The organism is Roseomonas sp. TAS13, from assembly GCF_001950415.1.
In the GTDB taxonomy this organism is placed as follows: domain Bacteria; phylum Pseudomonadota; class Alphaproteobacteria; order Acetobacterales; family Acetobacteraceae; genus Roseomonas; species Roseomonas mucosa.
Window position 1 is genome coordinate 1 of the sequence record NZ_BDLP01000611.1, and the last position, 1657, is coordinate 1657.

Consider the following 1657-nt stretch of genomic DNA (forward strand, 5'->3'; position numbering starts at 1 on the left):
GCCGGGCCGCTTCCCTTCCGCCCCCGCCGTGCCGCCATCAGGCGCCGCAGGCCGCGGAAACGGGCCGGATACCCTGTGGCTGCGTCTCCGGCCGCAGATAGAAGCGGTCCAGCTCGGCGCAAAGCCGCTCCTGGAGAGCGGCGGGCACCTGGTCGCGCCCCCGGTCCCCGGCGCCATCCAGGAAATCCCGCAGCAGCGCGTCGATCCCCGCGGCCTGCCCGGACGGAAGGCCGAGCTGGCGAAGGTCCTCGCCGATGCTCCCGTCCTCCGTCCGCAGATGCCGGTTCGTCGCCGCGGCCGGGCATGGCGTCCGGACCAGCACGATGCGGGAGGCGGAGGGGCGCGGCTCGTATCCGACCAGGGCGGCCCCGGCGATGATGCCGCAAAGCGCGCTGGCGGGCGGGCCGGGAATGTAGAGGCTGGCGTAGAGCGGCGGGATGTCGCCCTGGGCGCGCAGCAGGACATGCGCCGTGCGCCCGCGCAGCAGGACCTCGCCCATGAAGTGGAAGGTGCCGCCGAACAGGGCCTCGGTATAGTCCGCCAGCAGGTGCTGCCCCCGCTGGGACGGCAGGAACTGCAGCGCCCCCCGGATCAGGTTGTCGGGATGGTAGGGCGACCAGGCCCGGGAATAGCAGGCATAATGGCCGCAGAGATGGCCGCCGCTCACGTCCGGCGGCCTTTGCGCCTCCGCCGGCTGGTGCGGCGGCAGTTCGGCGCGTCGCAGCAGGTCCGCCGCATCGGCCTCGAACAGGGTGCAGACCTCGCCCAGGAAGGCGTCCAGGGTACAGGAAGCGATCCAGGCACCGGCGCGGCGCGTTCCCAGCACCTTCGCCCAGTCGTCATAGAGCTGGACCGAGCGCGGCAAGGCGCGCCCCTGGAGCCATTTGTGCGAGCGCTCCAGGTCGAAATGCGTGGCGGGATTGGCCACCCGGAAGCGGGCGCAGAGTTCCTTGCGGCCGGAGCAGCCCAGGGCGGCAGCGGTGAGGCGCAGCTTCTCGGCGATGGCGGCCATGGGACCGGCCCTCCTCATGAGGGAGTTCCATCCGGGCGGAAAGCCGGCGGGGCCTCTCCCCGTGGCGGCCATCCGTGGAATCCCCCTGTCATAGCCTGGAAATTCCACGATCGCTGTACCCGACGGCACACCCCGCCGCGGCAGGATGATGGCCCTCGCCGATGCGGTGGAGCCCTCCCGGAACAGGCTCCGCCACCGGCCCATCACCGCTCCTCGCGAGCCTGGGAGACGCTGGACATGACCCTGCGAACCATGGTGGCCCCCCTGTCCTTCCGGGCGGCGCGCTGGCCCGGCCGGCGGCTCGCCCTGCCGCGGATCGACCTGCTGGCGCTCTACGGCGCCTGGATCGGCCGGATGGAGGATGCCCGGCGGCTCAGCGAGATGGAGCCCCGCCAGGCCCGCGACATCGGCTGCGCCGCCGGCACGGAACGCGCCCCGGAAGCTTTCGCCGCCGATCCCCGCCCGCTCTGGGGTCTGGGCCTGACCCCGATGCCGAAGGCATCACAGGAGATGCGCGGGAAAGGTTGATACGAAAGGCGGCTCACCCCGGCTGCCAGCCGGTGCTTCACGTCGGGCGTCGCGCTGTCCCGGGGGACAAGGCTCCGCCTTTTCCCCCAGCCTGTCTCTTGATCACAAGTCTCGACG

Annotated in this window: 2 protein-coding genes; one reads left to right on the forward strand and one right to left on the reverse strand. The window is 72.2% G+C overall.

What is annotated here, in order from left to right; translation table 11 throughout:
• Positions 1 to 37: 37 nt before the first annotated feature.
• A complete protein-coding gene (locus ROTAS13_RS24175) occupies positions 38 to 1012 on the reverse strand; it encodes a hypothetical protein (RefSeq protein WP_019463408.1) in 975 nt (324 codons plus the stop codon).
• A gap of 237 nt (positions 1013 to 1249) precedes the next feature.
• Here ROTAS13_RS24175 and ROTAS13_RS24180 point away from each other — a divergent pair, with 237 nt between their 5' ends.
• A complete protein-coding gene (locus ROTAS13_RS24180) occupies positions 1250 to 1540 on the forward strand; it encodes a hypothetical protein (RefSeq protein ID WP_075823636.1) in 291 nt (96 codons plus the stop codon).
• Positions 1541 to 1657: the final 117 nt, after the last annotated feature.

Excerpts from the sequence above, each read along its gene's own strand:
- ROTAS13_RS24175 (WP_019463408.1), bottom strand. The coding sequence starts at position 1,012 with ATGGCCGCCATCGCCGAGAAGCTGCGCCTCACCGCTGCCGCCCTGGGC.
- ROTAS13_RS24180 (WP_075823636.1), top strand. The coding sequence starts at position 1,250 with ATGACCCTGCGAACCATGGTGGCCCCCCTGTCCTTCCGGGCGGCGCGC.